We start from the raw sequence: 25,074 nt of genomic DNA, 5'->3' as shown, positions 1-25,074 counted from the left end.
GTACATCCCTCCGTTCCGAATTTCGGAACAGTTGTTCCGATTTCGTAGTCTTTTCCATGATTATACGGATTTCACCAATCGCTTGCCAATACGAAATTTTCTTTCAATTTCTGTCAGACGTCCCGGAATACATCAAAAAAGCACGCCAGTTGCGGCGTGCTTTTTTGTATGCATCCAGCTGATAGCGTTACAGCAGGAACAAAGCCAGGATGGAGACGACGATAATCCCGGTGACACCTTGCACCAGCGTCGCCAATGTCTGCGCGCGGTAGGCGGTAGTCAGGCTCATCTTGGAGAACTGGGAGACGACCCAGAAGTAGGAGTCGTTCACATGGCTGACGACCATCGCGCCGCAACCGATCGCCATCACGGTCAGGATTTGACCGATCGGCACCGTGCCCATCATCGCGTCGAGTCCGAGCGAAGGCAAGAGCGGCATGACGATCGTAGAGGTAACGACCAGTGCTGTAGTGGAGCTTCCTTGTGCTGTCTTGAGCACGGCGGCGATCAGGAAGATGACGACCAGGCCGCCGACTCCGACCAAAGCGGCGTTTCCGTTCAGGAGTGACGTGACGTAATCCGCGATCGGTGTGGCCCGGATCACAGCGCCAAGCGCTCCCCCGGCACCTGTAATCAGGATGATGATGGCAGAATCGATCAAGCCTTCGCCTACCCATTTCGTCAATGTTTCTTCATTGCGCTGTGGCAATAGTCCAAAAATCGCGAACAGCAGACCGACGAACAAGGCGTTTACGGGCGCACCCAGGAAGGTCAACAGCGTATGGGTGAAGCCGCTTGCCAAAAGCACTTTTTCTCCCTGGGCGTCAACACCTACCGGAAAGTTGGCGAACGAACCGATCGCCATCAGCACAATCGGGATGATGATCGGAGCGAAAGCGGCAAAACCGGACGGCAGCTTGCCGAATCGCGCTTTGTACTCTTCGAATGTTTCCACGGCCTCATCCAAATCCGCGGGGAGCTTGTCAGCAACTCTGCGTGCCCATACATGACCAGCCAGTGCGACGGGAATGGAGACGACGATCCCGACGACGATTACCCAGAACAGGCCGTCTGGTCCGATTCCGACATTGGTTGCAGCCGCGATCGGCCCCGGAGTCGGCGGAACCAGCGTGTGGGTCGCATACAGCCCGGTGGAGAGGGCGACGGCCAACGTAATCATGCTCACGCCGGTTTTTTTGGCCAGCGATTTTTTCAGCGATGACAAAATGACGTAACCGGAATCGCAGAAAACAGGGATCGAGACGACCCAGCCGATGATCGTCATAGCCAGAGCCGGATGGCGGTCGCCCAGCAGGTTCAGCACGACTTCTGCCATCTTCACGGCAGCTCCGGATTTCTCCAGGATTTTTCCGATGATCGTTCCGAAAATGATGACCAAGCCGATGCTGGTGATAATGGAACCGAATCCGCCCGTGATTTCCTTGGCGATATCGCCGATGATCGGAGCTTCCAGGCCGCTGAATTTACCGGCCAGATTGGTCAGCAGGGCAAAGATGTAGGTGCTGGATATAATCGATAAGAACGGGTGGAGCTTCCATTTTGCAGTCGCGTACACAATAAAAATAATCGAAAGAAGAAGCAGAAATAAGACAATCGGACCTAGTGCTACGACTTCGGGACTCATGGCAAACCTCCTTTGATCGTATAGATACGCATTACTTGCTCGGCCGTCTGCTCCAGCAGTTCGGCAGCGCGTGTCATCGATTCTTCCAGGGAGAGCGGCTTGTTGGCAATGCCCATGACTGCCGTTACCCCTTCGTGGTACAGCGCCTCGATGCCTGTCCCTACGGAACCGGCCAGGACAATGACGGGAATGTCGTATTGCTTGGCCAGCCGGGCGACGCCACACGGAGTTTTTCCCTGTGCTGTCTGAAAGTCAACCTGTCCTTCGCCGGTAAAGACGAGATCGGCGCCCTCCAAGGCTTGGGCGAGCCGGGTCGTCTCCAGGACGATCTCGATGCCGGATTGCAGATGTCCATCCAAAAAGGCAAGCAAGGCTCCCGCTACACCGCCGGCAGCACCTGTTCCCGGCAAATCATGGATGGAGATGCCCTGGTTGGTTTCGATCAGGTCGGCAAAATGGTGCAGGTTGGCATCAAGCTGCCGGACGAGCTCAGGCGTCGCTCCCTTTTGCGGTCCGAACACGTGAGATGCGCCATTGGGACCGACAAACGGGTTGGTTACGTCGCACGCAATGATAAATTGACAGTCGTCCAGCCGCGGGTCTTTTTGGCTGGTGTCGATGCGTGCCAGCTTTTCAAGCTCACCTCCTCCAAAAGCGAGTGGGTTTCCATCTCGGTCAAACAGCCCGAATCCCAATGCTTGCAGCATGCCTGCACCCCCGTCGTTGGTGGCGCTTCCACCGAGACCGAGGATAAATCGCCGGCACCCATGATCGAGTCCGGCGCGGATCAATTCCCCGAATCCGTAGGTCGTGGTCAACAGGGGATTGCGTTCGTGTGTGTCGATCAAATACAGGCCGGAAGCCGCTGCCATTTCGATGACACAGGTCACCCCGTCTCCCAGCACTCCGAATGAGGCTGGGATTTCCTGACCTAGCGGATTGGTAACAGTCGCCTGCAGCAATTTTCCATCCGTAGCGTCCACGAGGCATTGCAAGGTGCCTTCGCCTCCGTCTGCCATTGGTTTGATGACGACTTCACTTTCGGGAAGCACCTTTTTCACGCCGGCAGCGACGGCCTCGCCCACTTGCAGGGCGGTCAGGCTCCCCTTAAAGGAATCTGGTGCGATAACGATTTTCATGCTGACGTTCCTCCTGTAGCCAATGTCTCGATTTTTTGCTCGATTTCGTCCACGTATTGCACCAGCGACTGTAGAGCAGTGGACTGTTCATGGGCTTTTTCGCTGTTTCCTTTGGCCTGCTCGGAGATTTGTCCAAATGTCACATGGACTTCATGCAGGATGTCCTGGATTTGCTTCACCGTCGCTTGGCAGACGGTAGCCAGCTTGCGCACCTCCGCGGCAACGACCTGGAAACCGCGCCCGGCTTCACCTGCCCGTGCAGCCTCGATCGCCGCATTCAAGCCGATCAGATTGCTGTGGTCTGCGATCTGCTTGATCATTTTCAGGGCTTCGGTAATTTGCTGAATCTGCTCTTCGCCTGCGGCTACGACCTGCACGGCTTCGCGGCTTGTGCCAGCAAAATCTTCCGAGCTTGCGGCAATCTCCTCGATGGTCGCAGCCATGTTGTGCAACTGCCCGTAGATGTGGTGAGAGGCTTCCTGCCGCTTTTGCAGATGCTCGCGGTTGCGAATCCACAGCTCGACGGTACGGACGGCGACACGGACGATCGGCAGGAGCGTGTCGGGGTCGCCGGACATCCCGAGGACGCCAACGCGTTTTCCTTCATGCGTGATGGGCAGATTGGAACCGGGACGCACCCCTTCCAGCTTTTGCGCCTCTTCTTCGGTGACCAGCGCCTGATCGATGATTCCGAGCATGATTTGTTTGGCCGCCTCATGGACCGTCCCGATTCTCTCCGGTCGGGTAGATGCGAGGATGACCCCGCCTTCGCCCATGATATTGATGTGTTGCTTGGTTTCTTCGTGCAGCATTTGTACGATTTCGTCGAAGAACCCGCCCTGCAAACTGGAAAAGGACTCATTCATGGATTATCACCCTGTAGCTGTTAATATCTTCACTATAACGGAAAGCGCTTTAGGAAAGCATTTTGTAAAACGAACAAAAATCGGTGCGCAATGGAGACTATTTTTTGTATGATTTATCCAATTTTTGCATTCTGTACAATTCCAAGGCGAGCTGAATCCTGACCGCGTCCGCAAAATTGCGCGGATTGCGTCCAAGTATGTCCTCGATCCGGTCGAGCCGGTACAAGAGTGTATTGCGGTGGAGGTTCAGCCTCTGGGCAGCCAGTGACAGATTCAGATCCGAGGAAAAGAGCGTCTGCAACGTCTGCATCAACTCGCTGTGCTTCAACAGAGGACCGATTGTCTCCTGAATGACCAGCTCCCGCGAGGCAGCAGGCGTTTCCAGCAGCAGCACCTCGATTGCTGCGTCCTCGATGTGGCAAATGCGGCCTTTTTCCGGAAAACGCTCCAGCACATCCAATGTTTTTTGCGCCTCGCGAAACGACAGCTCCAGCTCGCGTACGTCCTCGTAGCCGTTGCCCATCGTGATCAGCAGGTCGCAGCCGACGACAGGCGTCAACAGGTTGCGCAGTTTTTCTGCCGATGCGTACAAGTAGCGCTTGCTCTCATCATGTCCGCCGATGCCGGACAGATCGGTGAGGATGATCCATAGATTGTGTTTGATCGCCGACAGAAAGACCTGCTCAGGGTGCGAAAAGCATGACGCCATTTTTTGCTGCAAATAGCGGTGCGACTGTCCGTCGGCACCCTCGGCGACGTCGGCAAACTGCACGAGGATGATTGAGCGGGGGCCTCGGAACTGGATGCCGAGCAGTTCCGCCCGGGAGCGGATGACATCAGGCGCATCGTTGAGCGAGCCGGAGATGATGTCCTGGATCAAAAAATTGAGGGAGCGTTCTGCCATCGCCATCTGCTCGGTCAGGTACGCTTGCTGGAGCATCATCTCCGTCATCATCCGGACCGCTTTGCCAAACGGAACTACCTCGCGCGGAGAACCGGAGATGCCGATAACGCCGACAATTTCATTCTGAAAGCAGATCGGCATGTTGATCCCGGGCCGGGTCCCTGTCCATTTGCGGGACTCCTGCGGGGAGAGCAGAAAGTCCTGCCCGGACGCGACCACGTGCAGCGCCGCGGCGTGAAACGTATTGATCCGGCTGGCATCGCTTGAGCTGATGATCATTCCGTTCTTGTCCATCACATTGATGTTGAGTTGCGTCACCTCCCTGGTTCGTTTGACGATCGTGTCGGCTAGCGTTTTGTTCAGTTTCATCGCGGTTGCTCCTTCAGGTGTTGTTGTCATCATCTATATGATATATCGGAATATAAATTGGATCTGATTTGTAAATAAAGTGAAAATTTGTAATGATATCTTTTTAAAAGAACAGCTTGATGTACTAAGAAATTTTTCATGCCCCTTTGAAACAAAATGCGTCCATCGACGCTGTGACGGGAGAAGTGGTAGACTAGAATCCGTTCGTGTCTATATGCGCTTGTCAGCGAAAAAAACGAGCGAAAAAGACGGTAGTGTTTATGCCGTCTTTTTGCTTTATTGGCGTATTGTACGATTCTTTTTTTTCTGTCACGTTTTGCAGGGGCTGGTTCGTTGTATAGGGTGAAAGGGGTGAGGAGCTTGGAAGAGGCTGATCTACGTCAGGCAGTTGCTGACGTATTGAAAGGCGACATCGAGAAATTCGAATCGATTATGAAACATTTTCAGAAATCGATCTTTCTCTATTGCTACCACATGCTGGGCCATCACGCCGAAGCTGAGGACAGCGCACAAGAGGTGTTTTTGAAGGCATATCGCAATGTAGGCAAGTACAAACAAGACATTCCGTTTGGCGCCTGGTTGTACAAAATTGCCTACAACCACTGTATCGACATGATTCGTAAGCGAAAACTGGCGCGATATTTGCCTTTCTTTTACCGTGATGAGAGGGAGCACAAACCCGTAGATTTGCAGATTGAAGCCAATTATTTCGATGAATTCGTACATCAGGCCATGTCGAGATTGTCTGTGGAAGAGCGGACTTTGTTGCTTTTGCGTTGTGTAGAGGAAAAGGGCTATCAGGAAATCAGCCAGATCCTCAACCAAAGCAGCGCCACTCTGCGGAAAAAATACGAGCGTTCGGCGGCAAAATTCCGCAACCACTACGCGCAAGTGAAGGGAGTGGGGGAGTATGACAACGGACAAGGACCGGAATTTGAAAAAACTTTTTCATGACCCGCGGATTCCCGAGGTCGACGTGACCGGAACCGTAATGAAGCAACTGTACGCAGAACAGAACAAAAAGGAGCGATTTTTCGTGAAATCCAAAGTAACCGTGTTGGCAGCAGTGGGCATGCTTTTGACAGTATCCAGCGCGTTTGCGGCGATGAACTTTACTCTGACGGACAAGGAAGGCAGAGTCGTGTTTGAGGAAAAATCGCTGGAACAGGCAAACTACACGCCGCCTACGATGGAAGAGATCAAACGCGAGGGAAAAAGCCGGGATTATGCGGAAAAGCTGTTGGCAGAAGGGACGGCTGGCATCTTTTACATCGTTACCGACTTGCCGGATATGAAGCTGTACACGCAGGAGAAGTCCGCGCACTATACCGATTCCGCTGCGCTTAAGGCCAAGATGGAAGGGCAATCCGTGGCCATTATGGACAGCCTGGACGGGGGGTACGCGTTCAAGGACGCCGCTGTCACGTTCACTCCGATGCCATACGTGAACCCACTTTCTCCGGAAGAAGAGGCGGCTTTGGCGGCAAAGCTGAAGAAGCAGGCGGAGGAATCGAAGCAGGACTACGCGATGCAGCCTGTGGAGCTGTCGAAAGATCATTGGCGGATCAACAGCACGTATGCAAAAGACGGAAAGGAAGTTCGCGTTTCGATGCTGCGCACGAGCGGCAAAGAGACGCTCATCTCCAGCACAGCCGGGGACGTTCAGCGGGAAAAACTGGTCGTAGACGGTGTCGATATTTGGTACACAGACTTTGGCACAGGGAAAAACGTGATGTGGATCTACGACGTACCCGACACCGAGCAAACGATCCGCTACCATATCGAAACCGGCAATCCGGTCAGCAAGGAAGAATTGATTCAAATGGCCAAACCTTACCTGCAGCAGTAAAAACTTGCAAACAAGCCAAAAAAGTCCTCCTCCATTTTTTTCGTGGAGGGGACTATTTTTTTTCGGGCAGCGGCACATGTGCCTGCCGGAAGATGGCCCGATTCAGGTACCTGGCAGTCAGAATGATATCTTGGAAAAAATCCGAACAGAAATTCGCATCGACAATCCTGCGATCAGCAGGGCAAGCAAAACGAGCAACAGATCGAGCGCGAATGGCGGAAGCGGAAGCGGGACAGCCGCCAGCATGTCAGGGACTTGCACGGACTCCCGGAGCGTAGACAGACCGAATGGCAACAGGAATACCAGCAGGAAGAAGATCAACCTCGATTTTTCATAGCCAAAGCGGTACTGGATCGGGATCATCACGGCAAAAATCAGCGTGATGGCAAAGAATGCCCGGACCGTGTCGGAGATTCCCAATGTGTCCGCTTGTACGGGACTAAGCAAAATCGTCAGTGTGTACAAGACGTAACAACCGAGAAAAACGGCCAATACAAACAAATATCTCGCCTGGACGATGGCGCTCCGCGTGTACGGAGTAGTGCAAAGCAGCGCAGCCCCTCTGTATTTGTAATCCATCATGGAAACGGCGTTGAACAGCAGGAAAGCGATATACAGGGTGCTGAGAAAAAAGGAGAGGGACCCACCTGCTGCCGGACCCGTCCTGGTATGAAGAAAAAACGGCACCGCGATGGCGGCAATCAGCATGATGAGCCAGTATTTTTTCGCAAGCATAAAATCCTTTTTCACGAGATGAACAAGCATCGGCGTTACCTCCTGATGTAGCTTACCAGAATGTCTTCGACAGTCGGCCGTTCGATCAGCACGTTTTTCATCTGTTCGCGGACGGCTGCCTTGTCAGCAGTCAGACCGGAAAACCCGTACCCGGTTTCGTGCAACGATACAAACAGAGAGCGAGTGAACTCGTTCAGTTCTTGTTTGTCTCCTTTAACCAATCCGTGACTGTCGAGCAGGAGGTCTTTTTCCTCGCTGAACACGATGTGGCCGTCGTCAATGAGAACGAGCACATCGGCTACCTTATCCAGGTCGGACGTGATGTGCGAGGACAGGAAGACGCTGTTCCCGTCCCGTACGTAGTCCAGCAAGATGTCCATCAGTTCCAACCTGACCTGCGGGTCCAGTCCGCTCGTCGGCTCGTCCATAATGAGCAAATCGGCATGGTGGGAAAGCGCCAGAGCGATCGCGTACTTCATCCGCATGCCTTTGGACAGCGTGCCGATTTTTTGCTGTACGGGCAGGTCAAAACGCTTCATGTAATCATGGAATAACGTGTCGTCCCAATTCGAGTAGGCAGGGGCGACAATGTTTTTCATTTGCAGCAAAGTGAGGTCGTCATAGAAGCACCCGTCGTCTAGCACGACGCCGATGCGGTTTTTGAACTCCCGCTCGTTTTTGTCAATATTCTCGCCACGAAAGGCAATCTCGCCAGCGTCTTTATTCATCAATCCGAGCAGTAATTTGATCGTAGTCGTTTTTCCCGCGCCGTTTACGCCGATAAAACCGGTGATGCAGCCTTCCAGCAAGGAAAAGTGTAGGTCTTGCAGGCGAAAGGTGCCCAGTTCTTTCCGCAATCCTTTTACCTCTAAAATGGGTTTCATTCTTCGTCCTCCTCAAACAGTAGATCCATCATCGCGTACAATTCGCTTTTGCTGATGCCCAGCGAACGGGCGGTTTCCCAGGCTTCGCTCAGCTTCGCTTCGACCATGTGCCGCTTCGATTCAAGCAGCAGCTCGTAATTTTCCTCAGCGACGAAAGAGCCTTTGCCCGCTTTGGTGGTGATGAACCCTTCTGCTTCGAGTTCGTCGTATACGCGCCGGGTGGTCAGCACGCTGACGCGCAGATCGCTGGCCAAAGCCCGTATCGAGGGGAGCATTTCGCCCGCTTTGACTTCGCCGCGAAGAATGGCATCCCTGATCTGGTTTTTGATCTGCTGGTAGATCGGCGGGTCCGACGTATTGGAAATGATAATTTTCATGTGGCCTCCATGAACGGTCAACTGTGTATGTCATACATGCACAGTATAAACAGCATGCACACGATTGTCAACGATCCTGGTTGTTCCACAACCTGTATGAAAAGGCAAACGGGCACTGGAAAGCCGAAGGAAGGGAAGGGGAAAGAGTCCTTTCATCAATACCTGGCTCCGTATCTGGGAAGCTACACGTACGACAAAAGCTCCCTAGACTTGATGCCGTTCTACGGTGTTTCGCAAGCAGGTTTAGCCCGCTCATCCTTTTCCATGCCGGCGCTGTATGGAAGCCAGAATAGCTGGGGCTACGATCCACTGCGTATGGTATTGTTCGGGAATGCCTGGCACGGCCATTCGCCTCAATTGAACTTTGGCTATCCCGCTGATTGGGGCGCCTATCGTCTGCTAAACAGCCCCTCTCTTTTTGATTTTAGGCTGTAATTCGAATAACCTCCCTGCATGCCACAGGGAGGTTTATTCATGGCTGACGGCGCTTTTGGGAAATGTTGGCCGCCCTCTTCGAACTTCTTTCCAAAGCGTTTCACGGCCGATTTTCCCAAACGAGTTGCTGGAAAATTGTGCTATAATGGGACTGGCACGTAGAATGGCTTGCAAGGGCGGTCGGCTACCTCTCGGATGAAGGGAGGGATGCCTATGGAGGTTAAGGACGCTTTGACGCTGATGATCGGTTTTGGTGCGCTGCTGATTGCACTGCTTTCCCTGATTGTCGCCATCATTGCTGCGATTAACCAAAAGAAATAGACCGCCCTCGACAAGGTGAACGGTCTATTTCCTGATCGTCATACCCGAAGCCGACCGCCTGGAAGCGGTCTACTGTGCCGAGGAGTCGTGTTGGCGCACGGCTCCTTCTTTAGTTTTATTATATGGTTTCCGGTTCATACGTGCAAGAAGGCGGGAAGCCCATACATCCGGGAACGGATAGGGTAAGCTTGGGAGCATATCTTTGATTGTTGTTATATTGTTTCGTTCAAGTCTGTAACACCGAAATAATACCATTAAAATATAGTTAAATATCCAATTTATAAAACTGTTGTACTTTTAAAGTGAATGTTGTTATAGTTTTCTGTGAACGCTGTTTCTACTAGGAGGGAAAAAATTATGGCACATCATTCGTCTTCCGGTCCATCTTTGCATGAGAAAGAGTTGCGCTACATGGAAACATACGATCAAAGCCTCTCGCTGTGGCCTGTTTCCTACGAGAGTCTGTATATTTCAACCCGCTTCGGAGCGGCACACGTTCTCGCCAGCGGGCCGAAAGAAGCCCCGCCGCTTGTCCTGCTTCACGGGTATTTATTCAGTTCCACCATGTGGTTTCCCAACGTAGCCGAGTTGGCTGGTTCACACCGCGTGTACGCGATTGACATCATCAATGACAAAAACAAAACAGAGGCAAGCAAATCATGCGTTACGCGCGCGGACTTTGCCAATTGGCTATTCGATATCCTGCATGCATTAGGCATTGAGCAAGCCAATTTTGCCGGCCTTTCTTACGGTGCGGCACAAATCATGAATTTTATCCACTACTTCCCGAATCGAGTCGAAAAAGCGGTTTTGATGAGCCCGGCGGAAGGACTCGTCCCATTCCATCCCGATTTTTATCACTATGCATACGGCTTGACCCAGCCCAATGGATACGAAAACATGTTGAATTGGATGATGGGAGATCGCTACGTTTTGCCCCCAAGCTTTGATTCGCAATATCGCGCCGCTGTCGACTGGCAAACTTCCAGTCCACCAGCTCCATTGCACAAGGACGGGTTCCCTTATGTATTTACGGACGAGGAATTACGCAAAGTGAGTGTACCGATGCTTCTTCTGCTTGGCCAGGAAGAGGTCATGTACAACCCGTTTGAGGCAGCGGAACGAGCGACGAAGCTCATCCGGTCCATTCGAGTCGAGATGGTGGAGGGAGCGGGGCACGTTCTTACCATGGAAAAATCAGATGAGGTGAACAAGCGCATGGCCTCTTTTTTCCAAGCGTAACGCAACGGATCACTCGTCCAGCATATGTTAGGGGAATTGTGTATGTATGTAGTGACAGTTTACGAGTATGATAGGAGGTAAAAAAGAAAGAGGCTATCATATGGATTCTTCCTCATCAAGAAAGACAGACACGAAAATGCTTGTAATCAACGCCCTGTTTATCGCATTTACCCTGGCAGCGACGATGTTTATTAACATCCGGCTGCCGATTATGGGCAATGGCGGACTCATTCACCTGGGCAATGTACCGCTTTTGATCGCAGCCTTTGTGTACGGCCGCAAAACAGGGGCGATCGCAGGCGCTTTCGGGATGGCTCTGTTTGATCTGTTCTCCGGCTGGACAGCATGGGCGCCATTTACCTTCGTCATCGTCGGCGCGATGGGCTATGCAGCCGGACTGATCGCAGAAAAAATGCCGGGCAAACGCGTACTCGCATACGGGCTGGCAGTTGTCGTGGCACTCGTGTTGAAAGTGGTCGGCTACTACTTTGTGGAAGTGATCCTCTACGGAAACTGGATTCAGCCATTCGGCTCGATTCCCGGAAATGTGCTGCAAGTCGTCGTAGCTGCTGTCATTGTCATACCGCTCGTTGGACGGTTGAAAAAGATTGTCGGGCAGCACTAGGCGCTGACCAGTGGAAAACGCTCAGGGGAGACAGTCCCTTGAGCGTTTTTTTCGGGTCTGTCAAGATTTTTGTGTAAACTCAATCAACCGATATATGAAAAGGTTTCATCTCCCTAATTGGGACATCTTTTTCGAAACCAATAGAGTCAAGGGCATAAGGCAAAGCGAACCCTTGACGCATTGGTGGAGAGAAAGCTAATCCCTTCGGGGATGAAGCCGTTCATTTGTTAGCGGATGTACGGCTGTACCCGCTCTTCAAAGAAAACGGATAGCTGTAAGAGAATCTGGCCCCAGTTCTGAACTCGTCCCGTCCACTTTCGCAGAACATCCATGGTTACGAGATATAACATCTTCAAAAGGGCATCATCTGTGGGAAACATGGCTTTTCCTTTTGTCACCTTTCGAAGCTGTCGATGATAATTCTCGATCACGTTCGTTGTATAAATCAGCTTTCGAATTTCTGGAGGATATTTAAAGAAAGTGGCAATCTCGTCCCAGTTATTCCGCCAGGAACGAACCATCAAGGGATATTTACCGCCCCAGGTTTGTTCAAACTGATCGAGTTCTTCCAACGCGGCTTGCTCCGTTGGAGCTTTATAGATAGGTTTTAGCTCGGACGTAATTTTTTTAAGATCCTTATAGGAAACATACTTGATGGAATTTCGGATTTGATGAATGACACATTTCTGAATCTCCGTCTTCGGATAACATGCAGTGATGGCTTCTGTAAAGCCACGAAGATTATCGACGCTTGTAATGAGAATATCCTGGACTCCACGATTTTTCATTGCCAGCCTTTGTTGATCTGCTTCGGTTAGCTCTTCGGCTGACTTATTCCGACCTCGACGATCCTGTAGGGCATCCTGCCCGCCTGCTTCGTATTTCTTGACCCATTGGTACACTTGTTGATAAGACACTTGATAATGGCTCGCTGTCTTCTGATAGTCATGTTCATGTGCACGGCAGTAGTGAACAATCTCAATTCTCTCCTGCCATGTTGTGGTCCGGCCCCTTTTAAGCTGCTATGACTATTATACTTGTCCACCCAACTTCTGAGTTGAGTGCGGCTGGCGATTTTATATTTATCGATAATTTCATTTTGAGAGAATTGACCAGACAGATAATCTTGAACGGCTTGAAACTTCAGCTCTGCAGAATTACATCTATTGTGAGTTCGAATCTCTAATCCTTCGTATCCGTACATCTCATAACGACCTCGCCATACCGTTAATGTAGATTTGTTAATCCCGTATTTTTTCGCTGCGTCCATAACGCCAATGTGAATGTCAACCAAAATGTTGACCACAGTGCTCATCAAAAAATTGACCACCATGGCAAAAATCAATCCACCCGTCGGGTGGGTAACTTTTTCATGATCACGATCTTTGAATGCTCTGTTTAAAGCGATAACTGTCCCCATTCATTGCAAAGATGTGGGCACGATGGGTAAGCCGATCAACCAGGGCTGACGTCATTTGCTCATCTTTGAAAATCTGTGTCCATTCCGTAAATTCCAGATTACTGGTAATGATCATGCTTCCTTTCTCATAGCGGGCCGCACAAAATTGGAATAATAACTCCGCCCCGGTCCGACTGAGAGGGACAAACCCGACTTCATCCAAAATAATCAAATCTGTTTTCAACCATTGCCTCTCTAGCTGGAGAATTCGCTTTTGGGACTGAGCTTCCATAAGCTCATTGCATATTTTAGCGGCAGTCCAAAACTGGACGGAATAGCCATGATGGCAAGCTTCCTTCCCGAGTGCAATGGAGAGATGAGTTTTGCCAGTGCCAGAGTTTCCGATAAACATGATGTTCTCTGTCTTTTCGATGTACTCACAGCGAGCCAGTTGAAGCAATTTGGGCTTGTTGAGAGACGGAATGGCTGAGAATTCAAATTGATCGATCGTTTTCATAGAAGGGAATTTGGCATGCTTGATGCGACTGGCGATTTGGTTAGCATCCCTTTGCTGAACTTCTTGCTCTAGTAGGGCTAAGAGGAACTCCTCGTAGGGAATTTGCCGTTCAGCAGCATCATGGGCAATTTCCTTATAGACACGTTTAATCGCAGGTAAGCGAAGGCGTTTCGCATAGGTTTCAAGCAAGAAACTCGTACTCAATGAACCACACTCCTTTTCTGTAACAAACGATTGTACTGGCTAAGATCTGGGGCCTTTACCTGAATACGTGGAACAGAGCTATCCTCCACCAACGAGAGTTGGGGTAGACGGTGTTCCGGCAATGTTCGCTGAAACAATAATTGCCTTACGGCATCATATTGGAACATCCCTTTTTGGCAGGCCTCCTCCAGTGCTTCTTCGACAAGAGAAGTATCGAATTCACGGTGCAAAAGCAAGAGTCGAACGAACTCCTTCATCCCTCCTGGTCGGTTGCGGCACTTGTCCAAGAACTTTTGGTAAATGGCGGGTAATCCTGCCTGATGCAATGGTCTAGCATAAAGAACTGCTCCTGGACGAATAAGAAGTAAATCCAGATAATGATCGTATTGCAAAATCTCCTTTCCCTTTTCCAAACACCGCTCATGCGTCGCAATCAGGCTTTTTCCGTGATACACCTCAACTTTTTCAGCAAACACTCGGCAAGTAAGCTGGGTCGATGCATAGGAAACGGGGACGGAATAGGCATTTTTCTCAATGTGGATCATGGATAGCGTATTGCTTTTCACGGGTACAACACGGAAACAATCCAATGGCCGTGGAGGCAATGGAAGCATGATAGGCAACTCTTGAGCAAATGCTTCTCCAACCGTTAGTGAAGACCTTGGAACGGTTGTATTCTCGTAAGAGATACATTTTTCGAGGAGGATTTGATTGAGCTCCTCCAGAGAAGAAACACTGGGTACAGGGGTAAAAAATTGCCTCTGAGCAAACTGTACGAGGTTTTCCACCTGGCCTTTTTGATGCCCTTTTCCGGGATCACAGAAATAGCTTTCAAACAGGTAGTGGGCACGTAGCTGAGTAAATCGCTCTTGTTCCTCGCGATTTTTACCCTCCAATACCTTCTTAACGGCTGTTGTCAGGTTGTCGTATGTGATGACTTGGGGAACAGCACCGAAAAATTCAAAAGCATCTACATGACCTTGGAGAAGAGCCTCTTGCTTCTGATGAGCAAATGTTTTGATAAAAATCTTTCTGCTGTATGTGCAACGCATACAAAAGACTTGAACCTTTACTTGTTTCCCTTGTAAATGAACCGTAACCTCACCCCAGTCAAATTGAGCAAAGCGCCCTGGCGGGAAATCGAGAGGGACAAATGCTTTAGGGGGAGAAACCCGCAACTCTCTGACGTAGCGTCGTACAGTAGATTCACCGCCGGTGAATCCATGTTCGTCAACGAGTCTCTGGTAAATGCGTTTGGCAGTATGACGCTGCTTCGGGGGAGCTTGTTCATCTTGATGCAGCCACTCCAAGATGATGGGCTTGACAGAATCAATGACTGGCTTTGGCTTCGGTTTTGAAAGCTGATACACAGGAATCTCAGAGGATTTCAAAGCCTTTCGTATCACTTGACGGGAATAGCCGGTCTCTCGAGAAATTTGGCGAATCGACTTTCCTAGCAGAATGTGTTGTTTCCTGATAAACTCGTAATTAGCCATCTGAAGCATTTCCTTTCCTCCTATATCTTGTGGTCCGACAACTTCAAGATACAGGAAAGAGGTGCTCAGGTGGTCAACTTTTTTATGAGCAATGTACCACTAGGTGGTCAATTATTAGATTAGCATTCACACGCCAATCTGTCCGATTTCAATTTCTTGTAGGACGGCAAATTTCATCGATGCACTATATTGTACTTTGGACATGAAAAAGCTCCCCTTACGAAACAGGTTTTATTATTTCACCTGTCTACTTAATGGGGAGCATATCAAGTTTTTAGTTCGTCTTTTGTTTTTTTGGAACTGAATTTTTTTCTGTAGCCTTGATGAATATACCTTCGTCTTTTTCAATTGCAATATGAATACTCGGATCAACGTCTTTGATTGCAAATAGTTTAGTCCCTTCTTCCAGATAATTAGAGACAATAGTTAATGTTGATTGTTGTTCCTCCTCTTCATGATCGTACTTCTCTTGCACTGTTCCAATTTGCTCTCCGATATTTTCTTTTTCTACTAGGTTATCTGCGTCTTCACTAATGATATAAACACGGTTTTCGATTTTCACATAAAAGTAGGCCCAGCTTGCTTCCTCGTTTATTGTTTTTTGTGTACTTGTCGATGGGGAGTTTGTAGCACATGATGTAAGCAGTAAAGCTGCAAGGATTAACTTTACTGTGAACCGAACTTTTCTCATTTCTTAATCCCTCCTATACTTAAAAATGGAATGTAGGTAATTTTATAGTACCACCTACATTCCATTTGGTGAGTATTCATCATTTTGCTTTCTTGGCTAATTCAGCAATCGTATCTAATCCTGCTTCGATAACCTTTTGATTGATTTCCACATCTGAAAACGAGGAAATGGAGAAGTCATTTAATCCAGAGTCACGAGCTTTCATTAGTTTTTTTACATTTCCGTTTAACTCATATAACCCCTGTGGGCCTCCAATAACTTGATATTTTCCATTCCGTTCCGTGTCATCTTTGATTTTTGTTAAAAATAACAGATATGTCTTGGATTTCTCTAGTAATGGTAGGTCGTCAAATACTTCTACTTTGCCGTCTTTTCGGACTCCACCGTATTGAGATAAAACAACTTCATCAAGGGATGGGCCCTTTAATACACGTTTCACCTCAACAATACCGTCAGTAAATGTAAATTCATGGCCGTCATATGGTTGGTACGATTTAAGCTCTTCTTTTAATGTCCCTAATATAACTAAGTCTGATACGTCTATTAATGATTCAACGGATGGCTGCTCTTCCGCCCAACTTGCATGCATTGTGATGATATTGCTTTCTTTAGGCGTCGAAAGAGTGTATCCTGCTGCTCCAGATAGTAGGATAGAAGACAGTAAAACTATTTTTATTGTGTTTGTCATGTCACTCTTACTCCTCTCAATCATCATAATGTTCCTTCAATATTTTCTCTTCTTTAGTTGATATGATTTCTGTTGTTCTAGCGTCAGATGGATACATTAAATACTTTTTTGAAGAACTCTGATGTTGTAATCCGACAGCGTGTCCAAATTCGTGTGCAATTACTCCACGTATTGTAGATTTACTATAGTTATCCGTATAGTACTCGTTTATTTTAATTTCGACTCCTTTGTAATAACCTTTTGAATCCCAATTGTAGGATGCTCCTTCGGCTATTCCACTCCATGTAACAGAGGATAAATCTACGTTTTTTACGTGAATATGACGCACGGTAGTATCTGTAATTTTCTTAAAAGTAACTACATCCTGATTATTATTCCAGTTGTCTAACGCTGCGTCGTTGACAAGACTTTTCAAAGTGCTATTTCCGGATACGTTGTTAATGTAAGGTACTTTATCAGGGTTCTTCCAACGACCTTCCCAGACGTCGGCTGCATGCGCTAGGCTTACCCCAATTGTAAATGACAACACCGCTGGGATAGACCACATGGCTTTTTTGGCTAAACTTCGCATGTTCATTGGATAGATCGCTCCTTTTACCCAAAATAAAAAATACAAACTATTCTACGCGAAAAAAGTTGTAAAATAATTACATTAGAGGGAATTTATAACGCACCTCCCTATTAATTACATAAAAAGATAAAATTCTTCCATATATTACATCAAATCCAAATTTATGTAAATACTTGTATTTTTGTATGGCCGTATCCCTCTGTGCTTCGCCAAAAATCATTACGATCAAATCGTTATTTTCCCTACAATAAGTGAAATAAGGACCTAATGTAACAATGGACAATCTTATTCAAATCCATATCCTCGCAAGCCGGAGAGCATTACCTGGATTTGGTTGATTAACGTATGCCGCTCCAACACCGCCCATAAAAGCTCCTGCTTCGAGGTAAAGTAATGATAAATGAGACCATCTGTTACTCCAGCTTGTTTGGCTATATCTTTTGTTGTACTCGCAGAGAATCCTTTCGTGGAAAACATCTTCAAAACGGAGTCGATCAAATTTGCTTTTGTTTGTTCTGCTTGCTTCTGCCGAGGCTTCATAGGGTATCCACCATTCATCAGTTTGTTTATTGAGTACTTACTTAGCAAATCGTAATGCCAACTCGCATCGTTGCCAATAATTCTTCTGAGCCAACCCCGCTATCGTAAAAAACACAACCCACGTCAGGTTGCGTATCGTTTCAAATGCGTCGCAGATTGCCAACATTGCCGGTTTTTGCAATAAAAAAAAGCGACATACCCTGTCGCTTCTTTCGTGAATCATATGGTGGAGCATAGCGGGATCGAACCGCTGACCTCTACACTGCCAGTGTAGCGCTCTCCCAGCTGAGCTAATGCCCCGTAACGAAATTTATTCTAGCATGGAAGAAATTTAATGTCAACAGATTTTTGGAAAAAGAACGCTCTGAAAAGAGCAGCATGCACAGATGTATATTTACCCGTCTGACACGCAGCATTTCGGCAAAAGCCAGCACCATTCCTGCCACTCCCCGGCATTGCAATACAGGCCTCGCGAGTTGAGGTCTTTTATTTTGCGGGGAGAAGGTATACTATGATTAGGAAGCTAACTATCCAATATCCTGACAGGAATGGTTGTGGTTTCAATTCAGCATGGTCGATGTCCTGGATGGGGTGAGGCGATGAAGCATTACTACAAGTATGTGAAAAAATATTGGGTTCCTTTTCTTGTTTCGTTTGTTTTTCTTTCGCTGGAGGCGGTCAGTGACCTGCTTCAGCCGACGATTATGGCAATGATTATCGACGAAGGCGTGGCGAATCGGGACATCGATTACGTGATGAAAATGGGCGGCGTAATGCTGCTGATTACGGCCTTGGGTGCAGTCGCGGCTTCGATGCGCAATATTTTGGCCAGTTACGTCTCGCAAAATTTCGGAGCTTTGCTGCGTTCTGATTTGTTTCGGAAAATTCAGTCGCTTCCGTTTGCCAATGTAGACCGATTTGACCGTGCGTCGATGGTGACGCGCCTGACCAACGATGTAAACCAGGTGCAAATGTTCGTCAACAGTGTCATGCGGATGTTCGTCAAAGCGCCGCTGCTCTGTATCGGCAGCCTGATCATGGCCGTACATCTCAATCTGCATTTGTCTGTCGTACTGGCCGTGGTAGTCCCGATCGTCTGCTTGTTTATCGTGCTGAACATGAAGCTCGGCTTTCCGATGTTCACCAAGGTGCAGCAAGCATTGGACCGGGTAAACGGGATCATGCGCGAATACTTGTCCGGGGTGCGGGTCGTCAAGGCATTCCATCGCTACGACCACGAGACGGGAAAATTCGAGCAGGCCAATGAAAAACTGCAGGACCAATCGATCTCGGCGATCCGGCTCATGTCGGTGTTGGGACCGGTCATTATGCTCACGGTCAACCTGGGGATCGTCGCCGTTCTCTGGCTCGGCGGATACGGGGTGGAGCGAGGCGAGATCCAGGTCGGGCACGTCATCGCCTTTACCAACTACATGACGCAGATTTTGTTCTCGCTGATGATGATTTCCATGGTCTTCAACCTGTTCGTCCGGGCCAAAGCCTCCGCCAGCCGGATCGGCGAAGTGTTTGCCGAAGAGCCGCTGATGCACTGGCAGGAAGAACAACCGCAAACAACGACCGAGAGCACCGGGCGGATTGATTTTGAACAGGTGAGCTTTTCTTATGAAGGAGAAGGGGGAGAGCTCGTCTTAAAAAACATCAGCTTCACCTGCATGCCGGGTGAGACGGTAGGGATCATCGGGTCGACCGGTTCCGGAAAAAGCAGCCTGGTCAACCTGATCCCCCGCTTTTACGACGCGACTGCGGGAGAGGTGCGCATCGACGGAATCGATGTGCGGCAGATCGATCCAGCCAGGCTGCGTGAGCGAATTGCCGTCGTACCGCAAAAGACGGTGCTTTTTACCGGTACGGTGCTGGAAAACATCCGCTGGGGCAAAGAGCAGGCGACTGAGGAGGAAGTCGAGCAGGCGATGCGGATCGCGGAGGCACATTCGTTCGTCATGGCGACGCCAGACGGCTACGAATCGCGTGTCGGCCAGGGCGGAGTCAATTTTTCCGGTGGACAAAAGCAGCGCCTGTCGATTGCCAGAGCGCTGGTCCGCCAGCCGGAAATCCTGATTCTCGATGACAGCACGAGCGCTGTCGACGTGGCGACAGAAGCGCGGATCAAGGAAGCGCTGCGCACGTATGCCAAAGGATTGACCTGCATCCTGATCGCCCAGCGCATCACCTCCGTAATGGACGCAGACAAGATCGTCGTGCTGGACAACGGCGAGCTGGTCGGTCTCGGGACGCATGAGACGCTGCTGGCAAGCTGCAGCGTGTACCAGGAAATTTACCAGTCGCAAATGGGACGGGAGGTGAGCTGACATGTCGCAGCAGCAAGAACAACCGCGGTTCGGCCAGACCAGACCAGGGCACCGCTTCGGGATGGCGGGGCGAATGGCGGTAAGCAAGCCGAAAAACTTCAAGGTGACGATCAGGCGGCTGTGGCATTCCTTTGGCAGGGAAAAGCGCGTCCTGCCCGTCGTCTGCCTGATTCTGTTGATCGATGTGTTGCTGATGCTGGCCGCTCCGTATCTGATCGGAAAAGCGGTCGACGCGATGGCGGAAGGCCAGGGCATGACGGGGATGCTCGGTATTCTGATTCTCGCCCTGCTGATCGCCTACCTCGCAGACGGCGCGCTTACCATGATGCAAGGCTGGATTATGGCGGGAGTAGCCCAGCGCGTGGTCAAAGGGTTGCGCACTTCCTTGTTTGACAAGCTGCAAAAGCTGCCTGTCTCCTTTTTTGACTCACGTACGCATGGCGAACTGATGAGTCGTTTGACAAACGATATCGACAACGTCTCCAACTCGATCTCGCAGTCGACGACCCAACTGATCTCCGGCGGACTGATGATTGTCGGCTCGCTCGTGCTGATGCTGGTGATGAGCCCGATCCTCACACTCGCCTGCCTGGTGACCGTGCCGCTCGTCTGGCTGTTGACGAAAAGCATCGCCAAGCGTACCAGTGTCTTGTTCAAAAACCAGCAGATGCAGCTTGGCAGGCTGAATGGCCACATCGAGGAGACGATCTCCGGAATTCACGTGGTCAAGGCGTTCAACCAGGAGCAAAGCGTCACCCGTCAATTTGACGAGATCAATGACAACCTGCTGCGCGTCGGATTGAAGGCACAGATTTTGTCCGGCTTTCTCATGCCGATGATGAACGTCATCAACAACCTCGGCTTTGCCCTGGTTGCGATCATCGGCGGGGTTTTGGCTATTCAGGAGATGATTACCGTCGGCGTGATCGCCAGCTTTCTCAGCTACTCCCGGCAGTTTGTCCGGCCGCTCAATGAGCTGGCCAATATCTTCAACATCCTGCAGTCGGGCGTAGCCGGAGCGGAGCGCGTCTTCGAGGTGCTGGACGAACAGGAGGAAAAAGCGGATGCGCCAAATGCGGCTACACTGCGCCATCCCCAGGGCCATGTCGTCTTTGACCGGGTCAGCTTTGGCTATCGGGCGGATCAGCCGATTTTGCAGGATGTCAGCTTTGAGGCGAAGGCCGGCAGCACTACGGCGCTGGTCGGTCCGACAGGGGCGGGCAAGACGACAATTGTCAATCTGCTGACGCGTTTTTACGACGTGACGGAAGGTGCGATCTACCTGGATGGCAGAGATATTCGCGACTACACGCGAGACAGCCTGCGCAGCAGCTTTGGCTTTGTGCTCCAGGACACGTACCTGTTCTCCGGCACGATCAAGGAGAATATCAAGTACGGCAAACCGGATGCGACCGATGCCGAGGTGGAGGAAGCTGCCCGGATGGCAAATGCCGACGTGTTTATCAGGCGGCTGCCCAAAGGCTACGACACGCTTTTAAGCGAAAATGGGGGCAATCTGAGCCAGGGCCAGCGCCAGCTTTTAGCGATTGCCCGGGTGATCCTGGCCAAACCGGCTCTGCTGATTCTCGACGAGGCGACGAGCAGCATTGATACCCGGACGGAGATCCATATCCAGGAGGCATTGCTGAAGCTGATGGCAGGGCGGACCAGCTTCGTCATCGCCCACCGTCTGAATACGATCCGGGATGCCGATACGATCATGGTCGTGGACGGCGGGCGGATCGCGGAGTGCGGCAGCCATGACGAGCTGATGGCCAAACGGGGGATGTACTACCAGATGTTTTCCAGTCAGTTCAAACACGCAGAAGTGGCACAGTAGGAAAAAGCTGTCCCGGCGCTCAAATAAGCGTTGGGACAGCTTTTTGTCTTGTCGAGTTATCGAGTCAGGAAGGAAGGTATCCCCCGGTTCCCTCCATCGACTCCACTACCGAACGAACGATGTGAAGCGAGTCAAACTCCCCCTCGGAAATCACCGTCAGCGGATGAACGCGTTCGAACAGCCGGTGGTTGATCTCGACGGGCTGGCACCCCATCTGGTGCAGGCGGAGTATTTCGCCGGACACATGCTCCAGATACGCCAGCTTTTCGCTCAGCCGCTCCCTGCCTTGGGCGAGGTAGCCTGCGTGTCCGCAGTAGACCGACTGAAACGGGCAGGCCAGAACAGCGCGCAACGAGGCAATTTGCTGCGGGATCGATTCCGAGCGGAGGATGACGGCTGTTTTGGGACCGAGAAACAAATCGCCGGCAAACAGGCGGCCCGTCTCTTCGTCGAGCAGGGCGATGTGATCCTCGGCATGCCCCGGTGTCTCCAGCACCTTCCATCTGGACGAGCGCGAACTGAACGTCTCTCCCAAAGGCAGCGCAGAGAATGCCTCCCTCACCCCCCAGGCGTCCTGTCGGTACTTGGGATATTCGGCGGGAGCCGTGCACAGTGGGATTCCTTTCGGGTGAATGTAGAGCGGAACGTGAAGGTGGCTGCTGATCCAGGCGGCAGTCCCGACGTGATCTTCATGGCTATGAGTCAATACGACGGAATCAAAGGAGACTGTAGGGTAAAAAGCCGTCAACTCCGCTTCCGCAATCTGTGGTCCCGTGTCGACGAGCATGCCGTCCGTCAGGTAGACGTGGACGACGGAGGCAGGGCCATTCGGTTTCAGCGTCACTTTGACGCAGACTACATCTTCATGCGTGGTAATGGAAAGCATGGCGTCACCTCCATGTGCAAAAATGGATGTAGTTCCATTATACATCTGTCCATCGGGCTGGATGGGTGTTCATACCCAATTTGCTAGTTCCATGTTCGCGAGTGAGCCGATTTGTGAAACCTTTTCTGCATGTTCGGCGGTCAGAAGGGTACTGCCGTTTTATTCACGTACCCCCTCAGATTGATGGCTGCCTGATCGTTCGCGACCGGGCAGCCTCTTTCTATGTATGCCCGCTCGACGAAAAAGAAGAGATATTCGGACATTTGTTTGACATAATTGTTTCATACGCTATCAGAAAGCCTATCGGATTTCAGGAAGGGAATGAAACAGGCATGAAAAGCATCCTGGTGGTAGAGGATGAACTACCGATTTCGAGAGTCCTAAAAGCGTACCTGGAAAAACACAACTACCAGGTTGAACAGGCGTTTACCGGAGATGAGGCGCAGCAAAAATTCGATGCCTTGCATCCGGCGCTCGTCTTGCTGGACGTGATGCTCCCCGGTCGAAGCGGGTGGAGCATCCTGGAGTATATACGGGCAAAAAGCTCCTGCCCAGTAATCATGCTGACGGCACTCGGGCAGATCGACAACAAGCTGGCCGGATTGCGCCAGGGAGCAGACGATTACATCACCAAACCGTTTATCGCCGACGAGGTAGTAGCACGGGTCCAGGCGGTGTTGCGGCGCTCCACGCAAATTATCGCCGAAGACGAATGCAAGCAATTCGGGAGCCTGAAAGTGGATTTCAAAGCACTCTCCGTCACCCTGCACGGTATCGAGCTGGTCTTTACGCCGCGCGATCTGTCCCTGTTTTTGTTTTTGGCGCAGCATCCCAACCAGGCGTTTACACGGGAGCAACTGATCCAACAGGTGTGGGGAATCGACTACGAGGGCAGCGATCGCGCTGTCGATCTGGCAATCAAGCGTATCAGAAGAACACTGGAGAACTGGCCTGTCACCGAAGGGGAAATTCGCACCTATCGCGGACTGGGCTATAAGCTGTGTGTCTATGAGTAGACAAAATCGCCCTTCGTTGTTTCGCTACTGGACAACCCGTTATTTGTTGACCTTGCTGATCGGGCTTGTGGTCATCGGCATCGCCACCACCATCTGGATTCGCTACATTGAGGAGCAAAACCGTCTGGATATAATGCGGCTGATGGGAGCGGAGATTGCCGAGCGGGTCGTCGACACCGATGGCACGATCAGAGTAAAGCCGTTTTTGACGCGAATCGTCGACAGCAGACAGGAATCGCTGCGGCTCAACTACAAACCGTACATGCTGATCTTGGACGAACACGACAGACCGTTGTTTGGCACGGCGACTCCTGCCTTGCCACCAGGCTTTGAGCAGAAGGCTGCTGAGCTGGCGCATAGCGAGGATGAAATTACGCGGTTGCGCATTGCCCATGGCGAGCGGATGCTCGTCGTCAGACGACCGATTGAGGTAGAAGGGGAAGAAAAAGGGACTGTGCTGATCTTCTCTCGGGACAATGAGTTCGGCCGCAACGCCACCCAAATGCAGCTTTTGCTGATCATGCTGGGCAGCCTGGGGCTGCTGGGCTGGCTGGTCATTTACCTGTTGACCAAACGGCTGGCGCAGCCGATCAAAAACGTCGCAGATGCAGCCAAGCAAATCGTGCAGGGAGACTACGACGTACATCTGGACAAGAATCGGCCGGAGCAGGAGTTGTACGAACTGAACCATTCTTTTATCGAGATGGCGGATCGCTTGCGCCAGTTGGAGATCATGCGAACCGAGCTGCTCGCCGGAGTCACGCATGAGCTGAAAACGCCGGTTACCTCGATCAGCGGACTGGTCCAAGCAGTCAAGGACGAGGTCGTCACTGGCGACGAGTCGAAAGAATTTCTGGAGATATGCGCCAAGGAAACCGTCCGGCTGCAAAAGATGGTAGAGGATTTGCTCGACTTCAACTCGTTTGCAGTCGGGGACATCCGTATCCGTTGGGAGCAGCAAAACCTGAACGAGCTCGTCCGCGAAATCATTCACCAGTGGCGGATCGCCCATGAGGATGAATCGATCACCGTCGAGATGGAGCAGCCGGATGTTCCGGTTCTGATGCAGACTGATCCGCTTCGCGTGCAGCAAATTCTCTACAATCTGCTGAACAACGCAGCGCAAGCCATCGTCGAGGACGGGCGCATTGAGGTCCGGCTGCGCGATGCGGGCGAACAGATTGCCATCGACGTGATCGACAATGGACGCGGGATTCCCGAAGCGGAACAGCCGTTGATTTTCGAGCGCTTTTACCGGGGAGAAGAGAAAAAGCAGACCAGGCGGGGGCTCGGCTTGGGATTGTCGTTTAGCCGGATGATTGCCCAGGCGCTTGGCGGCAGTCTGATCTTGAGCCAAAGCAGTCCGGAAGGCTCCGTGTTTACCCTGTTTTTGCAAAAACAAAACGATTGACGAGCAGGCAGCTTCGCAATGTGGCGAGGCTGCTTTTTTTTATGGTCAGACCATGTGCGCAAGCGGGAGAATCAGCCATGTGAAGCCGTACAAA

General features: G+C 50.7%; 23 protein-coding genes, 1 tRNA gene and 2 pseudogenes. 9 read left to right on the top strand and 17 right to left on the bottom strand.

Annotated features, from left to right (window positions below):
* Window positions 1-187 precede the first annotated feature (187 nt).
* From ACAF76_RS15760 to ACAF76_RS15745, 4 genes are all read right to left on the bottom strand, one after another.
* Window positions 188-1,615: a GntP family permease gene (locus tag ACAF76_RS15760; protein WP_421617922.1), complete on the bottom strand. Its 1,428-nt coding sequence runs from the start codon at window positions 1,613-1,615 to the stop codon at window positions 188-190.
* 26 nt (window positions 1,616-1,641) lie between these two features.
* On the bottom strand, window positions 1,642-2,784 hold the full coding sequence (locus ACAF76_RS15755) for a glycerate kinase (protein WP_421616928.1): 1,143 nt from the start codon (window positions 2,782-2,784) through the stop codon (window positions 1,642-1,644).
* The gene (locus tag ACAF76_RS15750) at window positions 2,781-3,650 is read right to left on the bottom strand and encodes a sugar diacid recognition domain-containing protein (RefSeq protein WP_421616927.1); all 870 of its coding nucleotides are present in this window, start codon (window positions 3,648-3,650) and stop codon (window positions 2,781-2,783) included. The genes ACAF76_RS15755 and ACAF76_RS15750 overlap by 4 nt, the downstream gene beginning before the upstream one ends.
* A gap of 97 nt (window positions 3,651-3,747) precedes the next feature.
* Window positions 3,748-4,923 carry a CdaR family transcriptional regulator gene (locus tag ACAF76_RS15745; protein ID WP_421616926.1) on the bottom strand — a complete coding sequence of 392 codons (1,176 nt, stop codon included), beginning with the start codon at window positions 4,921-4,923 and terminating at the stop codon, window positions 3,748-3,750.
* A gap of 351 nt (window positions 4,924-5,274) precedes the next feature.
* Between ACAF76_RS15745 and ACAF76_RS15740 the strand changes: the two genes are divergently transcribed.
* Window positions 5,275-5,877 carry an RNA polymerase sigma factor gene (locus ACAF76_RS15740; protein WP_421616925.1) on the top strand — a complete coding sequence of 201 codons (603 nt, stop codon included), beginning with the start codon at window positions 5,275-5,277 and terminating at the stop codon, window positions 5,875-5,877.
* A complete protein-coding gene (locus ACAF76_RS15735) occupies window positions 5,834-6,772 on the top strand; it encodes a DUF4367 domain-containing protein (protein WP_421616924.1) in 939 nt (312 codons plus the stop codon). The genes ACAF76_RS15740 and ACAF76_RS15735 overlap by 44 nt, the downstream gene beginning before the upstream one ends.
* A gap of 117 nt (window positions 6,773-6,889) precedes the next feature.
* Here ACAF76_RS15735 and ACAF76_RS15730 read toward each other — a convergent pair whose 3' ends face one another.
* The 3 genes from ACAF76_RS15730 to ACAF76_RS15720 are packed head-to-tail and all read right to left on the bottom strand — an operon-like array spanning window position 6,890 to window position 8,768.
* The gene (locus ACAF76_RS15730) at window positions 6,890-7,537 is read right to left on the bottom strand and encodes an ABC-2 transporter permease (RefSeq protein ID WP_421616923.1); all 648 of its coding nucleotides are present in this window, start codon (window positions 7,535-7,537) and stop codon (window positions 6,890-6,892) included.
* 5 nt (window positions 7,538-7,542) lie between these two features.
* Complete coding sequence (locus ACAF76_RS15725) at window positions 7,543-8,391, bottom strand: ABC transporter ATP-binding protein (protein WP_421616922.1); 849 nt, start codon at window positions 8,389-8,391, stop codon at window positions 7,543-7,545.
* The gene (locus ACAF76_RS15720) at window positions 8,388-8,768 is read right to left on the bottom strand and encodes a GntR family transcriptional regulator (RefSeq protein WP_421616921.1); all 381 of its coding nucleotides are present in this window, start codon (window positions 8,766-8,768) and stop codon (window positions 8,388-8,390) included. The genes ACAF76_RS15725 and ACAF76_RS15720 overlap by 4 nt, the downstream gene beginning before the upstream one ends.
* Before the next feature lie 648 nt (window positions 8,769-9,416).
* On the opposite strand from ACAF76_RS15720, the gene ACAF76_RS15715 reads away from it, so the two are divergent.
* The 3 genes from ACAF76_RS15715 (at window position 9,417) to ACAF76_RS15705 (ending at window position 11,391) form a co-directional block, all read left to right on the top strand.
* Window positions 9,417-9,524 (top strand): putative holin-like toxin, encoded by a 108-nt coding sequence (locus ACAF76_RS15715; protein ID WP_421616920.1) that lies wholly within the window; start codon window positions 9,417-9,419, stop codon window positions 9,522-9,524.
* Window positions 9,525-9,881: 357 nt separating this feature from the next.
* Window positions 9,882-10,766, top strand: coding sequence for an alpha/beta fold hydrolase (locus ACAF76_RS15710; RefSeq protein WP_421616919.1), 885 nt, complete (start codon window positions 9,882-9,884; stop codon window positions 10,764-10,766).
* Window positions 10,767-10,866: 100 nt separating this feature from the next.
* Window positions 10,867-11,391, top strand: a complete 525-nt coding sequence (locus tag ACAF76_RS15705; protein ID WP_421616918.1) for an ECF transporter S component — start codon at window positions 10,867-10,869, stop codon at window positions 11,389-11,391.
* 227 nt (window positions 11,392-11,618) lie between these two features.
* Here the strand turns inward: ACAF76_RS15705 and ACAF76_RS15700 are convergent.
* The 9 genes and pseudogenes from ACAF76_RS15700 to ACAF76_RS15660 form a co-directional block, all read right to left on the bottom strand.
* Window positions 11,619-12,377: pseudogene (locus ACAF76_RS15700) on the bottom strand (IS256 family transposase); the annotation flags it as partial.
* A gap of 50 nt (window positions 12,378-12,427) precedes the next feature.
* A pseudogene (locus tag ACAF76_RS15695) lies at window positions 12,428-12,595 on the bottom strand (helix-turn-helix domain-containing protein); the annotation flags it as partial.
* A 172-nt stretch (window positions 12,596-12,767) separates the two neighbouring features.
* Complete coding sequence (gene istB, locus ACAF76_RS15690) at window positions 12,768-13,511, bottom strand: IS21-like element helper ATPase IstB (RefSeq protein WP_227278642.1); 744 nt, start codon at window positions 13,509-13,511, stop codon at window positions 12,768-12,770.
* Complete coding sequence (gene istA / locus ACAF76_RS15685; protein WP_024985261.1) at window positions 13,508-15,016, bottom strand: IS21 family transposase; 1,509 nt, start codon at window positions 15,014-15,016, stop codon at window positions 13,508-13,510. The genes istB and istA overlap by 4 nt, the downstream gene beginning before the upstream one ends.
* A gap of 265 nt (window positions 15,017-15,281) precedes the next feature.
* Window positions 15,282-15,698: a hypothetical protein gene (locus ACAF76_RS15680; protein WP_400164341.1), complete on the bottom strand. Its 417-nt coding sequence runs from the start codon at window positions 15,696-15,698 to the stop codon at window positions 15,282-15,284.
* Between the two features lie 79 nt (window positions 15,699-15,777).
* Window positions 15,778-16,386: a hypothetical protein gene (locus tag ACAF76_RS15675; protein WP_400164340.1), complete on the bottom strand. Its 609-nt coding sequence runs from the start codon at window positions 16,384-16,386 to the stop codon at window positions 15,778-15,780.
* A gap of 16 nt (window positions 16,387-16,402) precedes the next feature.
* Window positions 16,403-16,963, bottom strand: coding sequence for a M57 family metalloprotease (locus tag ACAF76_RS15670; protein WP_400164339.1), 561 nt, complete (start codon window positions 16,961-16,963; stop codon window positions 16,403-16,405).
* 279 nt (window positions 16,964-17,242) lie between these two features.
* Window positions 17,243-17,497 (bottom strand): TetR/AcrR family transcriptional regulator, encoded by a 255-nt coding sequence (locus ACAF76_RS15665; protein ID WP_400164338.1) that lies wholly within the window; start codon window positions 17,495-17,497, stop codon window positions 17,243-17,245.
* 224 nt (window positions 17,498-17,721) lie between these two features.
* Window positions 17,722-17,797: transfer RNA gene (locus tag ACAF76_RS15660), tRNA-Ala, on the bottom strand.
* Window positions 17,798-18,096: 299 nt separating this feature from the next.
* Between ACAF76_RS15660 and ACAF76_RS15655 the strand changes: the two genes are divergently transcribed.
* A complete protein-coding gene (locus ACAF76_RS15655) occupies window positions 18,097-19,827 on the top strand; it encodes an ABC transporter ATP-binding protein (RefSeq protein WP_400164337.1) in 1,731 nt (576 codons plus the stop codon).
* Window position 19,828: 1 nt separating this feature from the next.
* On the top strand, window positions 19,829-21,667 hold the full coding sequence (locus ACAF76_RS15650) for an ABC transporter ATP-binding protein (RefSeq protein ID WP_400164336.1): 1,839 nt from the start codon (window positions 19,829-19,831) through the stop codon (window positions 21,665-21,667).
* Window positions 21,668-21,731: 64 nt separating this feature from the next.
* On the opposite strand, the gene ACAF76_RS15645 is transcribed toward ACAF76_RS15650, so the two are convergent.
* Entirely contained in the window at window positions 21,732-22,553 is an 822-nt protein-coding gene (locus ACAF76_RS15645; protein ID WP_400164335.1) for an MBL fold metallo-hydrolase, read from the bottom strand.
* A 332-nt stretch (window positions 22,554-22,885) separates the two neighbouring features.
* Here ACAF76_RS15645 and ACAF76_RS15640 point away from each other — a divergent pair, with 332 nt between their 5' ends.
* On the top strand, window positions 22,886-23,569 hold the full coding sequence (locus ACAF76_RS15640) for a response regulator transcription factor (RefSeq protein ID WP_400164334.1): 684 nt from the start codon (window positions 22,886-22,888) through the stop codon (window positions 23,567-23,569).
* Window positions 23,562-24,980, top strand: coding sequence for a sensor histidine kinase (locus tag ACAF76_RS15635; RefSeq protein ID WP_400164333.1), 1,419 nt, complete (start codon window positions 23,562-23,564; stop codon window positions 24,978-24,980). Before ACAF76_RS15640 ends, ACAF76_RS15635 begins: the two co-directional genes overlap by 8 nt.
* The last annotated feature ends 94 nt before the right edge of the window (window positions 24,981-25,074 follow it).

The sequence above is a fragment of the Brevibacillus sp. TJ4 genome, from assembly GCF_044627595.2.
Classification (GTDB): Bacteria; Bacillota; Bacilli; order Brevibacillales; family Brevibacillaceae; genus Brevibacillus.
This window is presented reverse-complemented; position numbering and strand designations above follow the sequence as displayed.

Bases quoted from the DNA above. Each gene is read 5' to 3' on its own strand.
- ACAF76_RS15665 (WP_400164338.1), bottom strand. From the start codon at position 17,497: ATGAAGCCTCGGCAGAAGCAAGCAGAACAAACAAAAGCAAATTTGATC.
- ACAF76_RS15645 (WP_400164335.1), bottom strand. From the start codon at position 22,553: ATGCTTTCCATTACCACGCATGAAGATGTAGTCTGCGTCAAAGTGACG.
- ACAF76_RS15670 (WP_400164339.1), bottom strand. From the start codon at position 16,963: ATGAACATGCGAAGTTTAGCCAAAAAAGCCATGTGGTCTATCCCAGCG.
- ACAF76_RS15650 (WP_400164336.1), top strand. From the start codon at position 19,829: ATGTCGCAGCAGCAAGAACAACCGCGGTTCGGCCAGACCAGACCAGGG.
- ACAF76_RS15635 (WP_400164333.1), top strand. From the start codon at position 23,562: ATGAGTAGACAAAATCGCCCTTCGTTGTTTCGCTACTGGACAACCCGT.
- istA (WP_024985261.1), bottom strand. From the start codon at position 15,016: ATGCTTCAGATGGCTAATTACGAGTTTATCAGGAAACAACACATTCTG.
- ACAF76_RS15755 (WP_421616928.1), bottom strand. From the start codon at position 2,784: ATGAAAATCGTTATCGCACCAGATTCCTTTAAGGGGAGCCTGACCGCC.
- ACAF76_RS15745 (WP_421616926.1), bottom strand. From the start codon at position 4,923: ATGAAACTGAACAAAACGCTAGCCGACACGATCGTCAAACGAACCAGG.
- ACAF76_RS15730 (WP_421616923.1), bottom strand. From the start codon at position 7,537: ATGCTTGTTCATCTCGTGAAAAAGGATTTTATGCTTGCGAAAAAATAC.
- ACAF76_RS15640 (WP_400164334.1), top strand. From the start codon at position 22,886: ATGAAAAGCATCCTGGTGGTAGAGGATGAACTACCGATTTCGAGAGTC.
- ACAF76_RS15710 (WP_421616919.1), top strand. From the start codon at position 9,882: ATGGCACATCATTCGTCTTCCGGTCCATCTTTGCATGAGAAAGAGTTG.
- ACAF76_RS15720 (WP_421616921.1), bottom strand. From the start codon at position 8,768: ATGAAAATTATCATTTCCAATACGTCGGACCCGCCGATCTACCAGCAG.
- ACAF76_RS15680 (WP_400164341.1), bottom strand. From the start codon at position 15,698: ATGAGAAAAGTTCGGTTCACAGTAAAGTTAATCCTTGCAGCTTTACTG.
- ACAF76_RS15705 (WP_421616918.1), top strand. From the start codon at position 10,867: ATGGATTCTTCCTCATCAAGAAAGACAGACACGAAAATGCTTGTAATC.
- ACAF76_RS15675 (WP_400164340.1), bottom strand. From the start codon at position 16,386: ATGACAAACACAATAAAAATAGTTTTACTGTCTTCTATCCTACTATCT.
- ACAF76_RS15750 (WP_421616927.1), bottom strand. From the start codon at position 3,650: ATGAATGAGTCCTTTTCCAGTTTGCAGGGCGGGTTCTTCGACGAAATC.
- ACAF76_RS15715 (WP_421616920.1), top strand. From the start codon at position 9,417: ATGGAGGTTAAGGACGCTTTGACGCTGATGATCGGTTTTGGTGCGCTG.
- ACAF76_RS15735 (WP_421616924.1), top strand. From the start codon at position 5,834: ATGACAACGGACAAGGACCGGAATTTGAAAAAACTTTTTCATGACCCG.
- ACAF76_RS15725 (WP_421616922.1), bottom strand. From the start codon at position 8,391: ATGAAACCCATTTTAGAGGTAAAAGGATTGCGGAAAGAACTGGGCACC.
- ACAF76_RS15655 (WP_400164337.1), top strand. From the start codon at position 18,097: ATGAAGCATTACTACAAGTATGTGAAAAAATATTGGGTTCCTTTTCTT.